The following is a 6246-nucleotide window of genomic DNA, read 5'->3' on the forward strand; positions in this document are numbered from 1 at the left end:
AGAAGCGGACTTTTCGACGGTGATGTTCGATAGCCTGGATGCCAAGGGCCGTCGCCACGTGGGTTTTGCCTGTGCCCGGTCCGCCGACGAGCACGATATTCTGCGCTCCGTCAATGAACTCGCATCTGTGCAACTGGCGCACCGTCGCTTCGTTGATCTCGCTGGCGGCAAAGTCGTATCCAGAGATATCCTTGTAGGCCGGGAAGCGTGCAGCCTTCATATGATAGGCGATGGAGCGGACCTCGCGCTCGGCCATCTCGGCTTTCAGCAACTGGGAGAGGATCGGCACGGCTGCGTCAAAAGCTGGAGCACCTTGCTCGATCAAGTCTGTGACGGCTTGCGCCATGCCATACATCTTCAGGCTACGGAGCATGATAACGACGGCCGCGCTGGCAGGATCATGACGCATGGCGACCTCCCACGATCCGGACGCGCAAGCCATCGTAGCGTTCTACATTGGCCTTGGGTTCACGCAGCAAGGTCAATGCCTGTGGCGTATCGACGTCGGGACCCTCGTTCGTCTTGCCGTCGATCAGACGGTGCAGAAGATTCAGTACATGCGTTTTGGTTGCCACGCCTTGATCCAAAGCCAGTTCTACAGCCCTGACGACAACCTGTTCGTCGTGATGAAGGACGAGGGCAAGGATATCGGCCATCTCACGATCACCACCGGGGCGGCGAAGCATCTGATTCTGTAGTTGTCGAAAGGCAAACGGCAATTCCAGGAAGGGAGCACCATTGCGCAGGGCACCGGGCTTGCGCTGGATGACCGTCAAGTAATGTCGCCAATCATAGATTGTCCGAGGTAGCCTGTGGCTGCGCTCGATGACCCGCGCGTGTTCACATAGAATGTTTCCCTCGGCCGCAACGACCAGGCGCTCGGGATATATCCGCAGGCTGACGGGCCGGTTTGCAAATGATGCAGGCACGCTGTAGCGGTTCCGCTCGAAGGTAATCAGGCATGTTGGTGAGACGCGCTTGCTCTGCTCAACGAAGCCGTCAAATGCAGTTGGCAATGCCATCAATGCTGCTCGCTCGTCGGCCCAAACGTCTGCGATAGAACCGGGCAAGGTGCCATGCGCCGTGTCCCGCCACAGCTCTTGGCAATGTTGCTCCAGCCAGTCATTCAACGCCATCAGATTTGGAAAGTCTGGCATCTGTTGCCACAAGCGTGGTCGGGCATCCTGGACGTTCTTCTCGACCTGACCCTTTTCCCAACCGGCCGCTGGATTGCAGAACTCAGGTGCAAAGACGTAATGGTTCGTCATCGCGAGGAAGCGCATGTTGACCTGTCGCTCCTTGCCGCGGCCCACACGATCGACCGCTGTCTTCATGTTATCGTAAATCCCACGACCAGGCACGCCGCCGAAGACACGGAAGCCGTGCCAGTGTGCGTCAAAGAGCATCTCGTGTGTTTGCAACAAGTAGGCCCTGACCAGAAAAGCCCGACTGTGGGATAGTTTGATATGTGCGACCTGGAGCTTCGTGCGCTCGCCGCCGATTACGGCGTAGTCCTCACTCCAATCGAACTGGAAGGCCTCACCAGGTCGGAAAGACAGCGGAACGAATACGCCACGGCCCGTCGTCTGCTGCTCACGTAGCCGATCAGCTCGCCACTCGCGGGCGAAGGCGGCCACCCGATTATACGAGCCCGTAAAACCGAGAGCCACCAAGTCGGCATGAAGCTGCTTCAAGGTCCGGCGCTGCTTGCGCGACTTTCCGGCCTCTGTCTTCAGCCAGGCCGCCAGTTTGTCGGAAAAGGGATCAAGCTTGCTTGGTCGTTCCGGTACCCTGAACGTCGGCTCGATTGTACCTGCGTTCAAATACTTTGTGATCGTGTTGCGCGACAGCCCGGTGCGTCGGCTGATCTCACGGATCGACTGCTTCTCTCGCAGCACCATCCGACGGATGATGTTTAAAAGTCCCATGTGGATCACTCCGTTGCCCCCGTCGCTCACCGCGTGGGGGGAAGGTTCACATGGCTCAGTTCTCAATGGAAATTATCTGCCTAACCGGCTCAGTTCTGCGTGGAAACCAACACTTGAGGGTTGTTGCTGCAGCAGTTACACTGCAAAAATGACGGTTTTTAAAGACATTGATGGCCTATTATCGCAGACTGGTCGGCTATTGATCAGGTTTTGGCCGCAACTGCTTCTGACTGGCGCGATTGGATACATCGCGCGAGACTTATTGATGGGTGCAGCCGTTGCAACTGGTCTCAAGTTTCCGCTGGGCGGCATGGTGATACTGTCGCTGGTTGTTTTGATTAAACTCCTTGTCTTCATCACGATGTTTGCAGTTTTGCGACCCGGCCTGCCTGCACTGACAGCCTTGCGTGAAAATTCTGCTCCAGTAGCAAACACTCAAAAGGACGATAAGCGCAGCGACCACTTACTCATGGTGACAGCCGCAGCCATTCTGCCATTCTTTGCCTATTATGCCGCCTGGGGATTTCTGGGAGACACAATTCGCGAATATTCGAGACAGGCTTTTGATCGCGCGGCCTTTGGGGAAAAAATTCAGATATTTGATCTTGTACGATCCCGCAGTCTGATTGCGGCGATTTGTCTCTGCTGGATCATACGTTGGGTTGCGAAGAAAAGCGCAGACAGGACGCAGTCACCGTGGCTTCGCCTGCTCATCGTAGCAGCTGACGCAAGCTGGATTTTCATCGGTCTTTACGCCCTCGACAAATGGAAACACGATTTTATCGCGTGGTTAGGAGCGGGTTCGTTTCTCGAATATCTCGAAGCTCAGGCGACTTGGTTCTCAATACAGGCCTATGCGGCGGTTTCAAGTTCTGTCCCTGTTGAATTTCGCCAACCGGATTTCATAGAACAGGCAAAGAACCTCTTCTTTTATGCGTTGCTGCCGCTGGTCTGGTTGGTGATGGCATCCATTATCTATGGTTATGATCTATCCGCAAAGCGGGCATCAGTCCCTCCTCTGCCATCACGAGAGGCCACTTTAAGGGTTTGGTTAAAGGACTTCGCGGCTCACTATCTGGGCGGTTATCGTTCGCGATATCGACCAGTCTGGACATGTCTGCGATTGGTGTTTGGAGCTGGGCTTGGAACCTTGCTGAGTTTCATTGTGTTTTACAAAGCAATCAGTTGGGCCGGCGCCTGGATCTGGTATGCCATCACCCATGGCCTCGGCCCTTATGGCATCGAAACGTGGCAACGCATCTCCGATATTCTGGTCATCCTGATCGGGAGCCCGTCAGAGCTCGATGGTGGAATCTTACTTGATGCGGTACGGGTTGCGCTTCTGGCAGGCGTGCTTGAATATTCAGTCGCAGGCGGGTTGTCAGGAACTACTTCAAAATCACGCTCTGCTGTGGTTCGCCCTGCATAGCAATCTTGACTGTGAAATCCTTTGCAGCGGCGGGAACAAGAAACGTTTCGACAATTTGCACGGTTCCCCTCTCCGCGCTTTGAATGAGATTAAGACAGTGCTGTTTTTCTGCCGCGTCCGGTTTCAACTTTTGCAAAATGCGATCCGTAAGAAAGGTCGGGCTCCAGCTTCGGTTTTGACTATCCGTCAGGGCGATAATGCAAGGCATTGCCTGCTTGAACCGATCAGGATCATCAATATTGAGTTCCAGTTCTGCCACAATCATACTGGTCTGCGGCAGCTCGCCGGGAAACGGTGTCAGCGCCAGAAGCTTCCAGTTCGCACCTGCATAGCCCGGCATTTCGCCGTGTTCGGCTATTGTCGGTTGACGCAATTTCTTCTGCGCCCATTCAATAGTAAGCGCTGTCCTGACCCCACCTTCCGGATCATCGCTTGATCATTGATGTTCAACCTCGAAAGAGGGCTAGGACATATGTCGATTTCAGAACTTACGCTTAAATCCAAGGATGAGCCGATACGCCGGTTTGAGGTGTTCACAGGCAATGGCCGTCGTCGCGAATGGAGCGACGATCAGAAGGCGCAGATCATTGCGGAGAGTTGCGAGCCTGGCGTCACGGTGTGCTCTGTGGCGCGGCGGCATGGATTGACGCCGCAGCAGTTGTTCACATGGCGACGGCTCGCCCGAAAGCCGCTTGATGTGTTGTCGGTGCCGGAGCAAGCACCAATGTTTGCACCAGCAGTCGTCGTGTCGCCCGAGAATTCGGAACCGAAGAGGGCGCGGCAAGCACGTTTGCCAAGAAGAACTTCTCCGGAGGCGGCCATTGAATTGCGGATTGATGGAGCCTGGCTGCGTATTGCCTCTGGCACCGATGCTGCAACCATTGCCGCCGTCATCCAGGCGTTGAAGGCTCAGTCGTGATTGGCCCGTCCGGTGCGGTAAAAGTGATGATCGCCACCAAGCCTGTCGACTTCCGCAAAGGTGCTGAAGGATTGGCGGCATTGGTAAAGGCCCAGATGGGTGCCGACCCGTTCTCGGGCACGATCTACGTATTCCGGGCCAAACGAACGGACCGGATCAAGCTGATCTTCTGGGACGGCAGCGGCGTGTGCCTGGTCGCCAAGCGGATCGAGGATGGCGAGTTCCATTGGCCTCGAATGCAAGACGGTGTGATGCATCTGACGGCCGCCCAGTTCTCGGCTCTGTTCGAAGGATTGGACTGGAAACGCGTGCATGCGCCGAGCGAAACGCGCACGCCGATAAAGGCCGGATAACGGGCGCGACCAATTGAATCAGAGCCATTCAGCGTCTCGCTCCGAGCGGCAAAATATGCTGTTCTCGATCCATGACGATGACGGCAGACGAGCTTCCGGATGACCTGAACGCGCTGAAAGCAATGGTGCTTTCGCGTGAGGCGGAGAATGCCCGCCTGCGGCAGATCATCAAGGAATTACAGCGTCACCGCTTTGGTCGACGGGCAGAGACGCTTCCAGAGGACCAGCTTCTGCTTGGGCTTGAAGAGGCCGAACAGATCGAGGCTGCCGGGCTGGAAGAGAAGGAACAAGGCTCGACTGCTCTGCGCCAGGCGCAGGTCGCTAAACGGCGTACGAACCGGGGTTCACTGCCAGCGCATCTGCCGCGCGTCGAGATCGTGGTCGATATCGATAACCATGCCTGCCCCTGCTGCCGCAACGACCTGCATCGGATCGGCGAGGATGTCAGCGAGAAGCTCGATCTTGTGCCCGCCCAATTCCGGGTGCTCGTGCTGCGCCGCCCGAAGTATGCCTGCCGGGCCTGTGAAGAAGTCGTTGTCCAGGCTCCGGCCCCGGCAAGGCTGATCGAGGGCGGCATCCCGACAGAGGCAACCGTCGCCCAGGTGCTGGTATCTAAATATGCTGACCACCTGCCGCTGTATCGCCAGGCGCAAATCTACAAGCGTCAGGGCATCGACCTCGACCGTTCGACGCTCGCCGACTGGGTCGGTCGCGCCGCCTGGCATCTACGCCCGGTCCATCAGCGGCTGCTCGATCATCTGAAGTCATCGTCCAAGCTCTTCGCCGACGAGACGACGGCCCCGGTGCTCGATCCGGGACGTGGCAAAACCAAGACCGGCCAGCTTTGGGCTTATGCACGAGATGACCGGCCGTGGCAGGGCGATGACCCGCCCGGTGTCACCTATGTCTATGCGCCAGATCGCAAAGGCGAACGACCGATGGCCCATCTCGACGGCTTCGTCGGCATCCTGCAGGTAGACGGCTACAGTGGATATCGCCCGCTCGCGGCAAAGAACACCGTGTCGCTGGCCTTCTGCTGGTCCCACGTTCGACGCCGCTTCTATGAGCTTGCTGCCGCTGGTCCGGCACCCATCGCCAGCGAGGCGCTGCGACGCATCGGCGAACTTTACAGGATCGAAGAAGAGATACGTGGCCGGCCCCACGAGGAGCGTCGTGTCGCCCGTCAGGAAAAAAGTCGTCCGATTACCGACAGCCTCGCTCCCTGGCTGCGTGAACAACTCGGCTACATCAGCCAGAAGACAAAACTCGCCGAAGCAATCCGCTATGCCTTGTCACGCTGGGACGGCTTGACCCGCTTCATCGACGATGGCCGGATCGAGATCGATTCCAACGTCGTCGAACGGTCAATCAGGCCAATTGCCCTCAATCGCAAAAATGCGCTATTTGCCGGTTCTGACGCCGGGGCCGAACACTGGGCGACTATCGCCTCGCTCATCGAGACGGCAAAGCTCAACAATGTCGAGCCACTGGCCTATCTCTCAGACGTCCTCACCAAGATCGTCAACAATCATCCAAATAGCCAGATCGACGACCTGCTGCCTTGGGCCTATGCCGCAACGCACGATCTCAAAGCCGTGGCCTGAAAACAGCGCTTAC

7 protein-coding genes are annotated in these 6246 nt (G+C 57.0%); 4 read left to right on the forward strand and 3 right to left on the reverse strand.

From position 1 onward, the window contains the following. Together ACTJKP_RS25900 and istA are read right to left on the reverse strand one after the other, a co-directional pair. Window positions 1-409, reverse strand: a 409-nt coding sequence (locus tag ACTJKP_RS25900; RefSeq protein ID WP_440632543.1) for an ATP-binding protein, incomplete at its 3' end; no start/stop codon positions are given. Further along, entirely contained in the window at window positions 399-1928 is a 1530-nt protein-coding gene (gene istA / locus ACTJKP_RS25905) for an IS21 family transposase (RefSeq protein WP_440632720.1), read from the reverse strand. The genes ACTJKP_RS25900 and istA, both read right to left, overlap by 11 nt. A 148-nt stretch (window positions 1929-2076) precedes the next feature. Between istA and ACTJKP_RS25910 the strand changes: the two genes are divergently transcribed. Then, window positions 2077-3357 (forward strand): hypothetical protein, encoded by a 1281-nt coding sequence (locus tag ACTJKP_RS25910; protein ID WP_440632721.1) that lies wholly within the window; start codon window positions 2077-2079, stop codon window positions 3355-3357. Here the strand turns inward: ACTJKP_RS25910 and ACTJKP_RS25915 are convergent. Further along, window positions 3317-3730 (reverse strand): hypothetical protein, encoded by a 414-nt coding sequence (locus ACTJKP_RS25915; protein WP_440632722.1) that lies wholly within the window; start codon window positions 3728-3730, stop codon window positions 3317-3319. The two genes, ACTJKP_RS25910 and ACTJKP_RS25915, sit on opposite strands and share 41 nt — an antisense overlap. A 99-nt stretch (window positions 3731-3829) precedes the next feature. On the opposite strand from ACTJKP_RS25915, the gene tnpA reads away from it, so the two are divergent. The 3 genes from tnpA to tnpC all read left to right on the forward strand — a co-directional run bounded on the left by tnpA (window position 3830) and on the right by tnpC (window position 6233). After that, on the forward strand, window positions 3830-4276 hold the full coding sequence (gene tnpA / locus ACTJKP_RS25920; RefSeq protein WP_181375986.1) for an IS66-like element accessory protein TnpA: 447 nt from the start codon (window positions 3830-3832) through the stop codon (window positions 4274-4276). Further along, a complete protein-coding gene (gene tnpB, locus ACTJKP_RS25925) occupies window positions 4273-4629 on the forward strand; it encodes an IS66 family insertion sequence element accessory protein TnpB (RefSeq protein WP_109366349.1) in 357 nt (118 codons plus the stop codon). Before tnpA ends, tnpB begins: the two co-directional genes overlap by 4 nt. A 71-nt stretch (window positions 4630-4700) precedes the next feature. Further along, entirely contained in the window at window positions 4701-6233 is a 1533-nt protein-coding gene (tnpC, locus tag ACTJKP_RS25930; RefSeq protein ID WP_121539677.1) for an IS66 family transposase, read from the forward strand. Window positions 6234-6246 lie beyond the last annotated feature (13 nt).

This window comes from Brucella sp. 22210 (assembly GCF_052045675.1).
Lineage (GTDB): Bacteria > Pseudomonadota > Alphaproteobacteria > Rhizobiales > Rhizobiaceae > Brucella.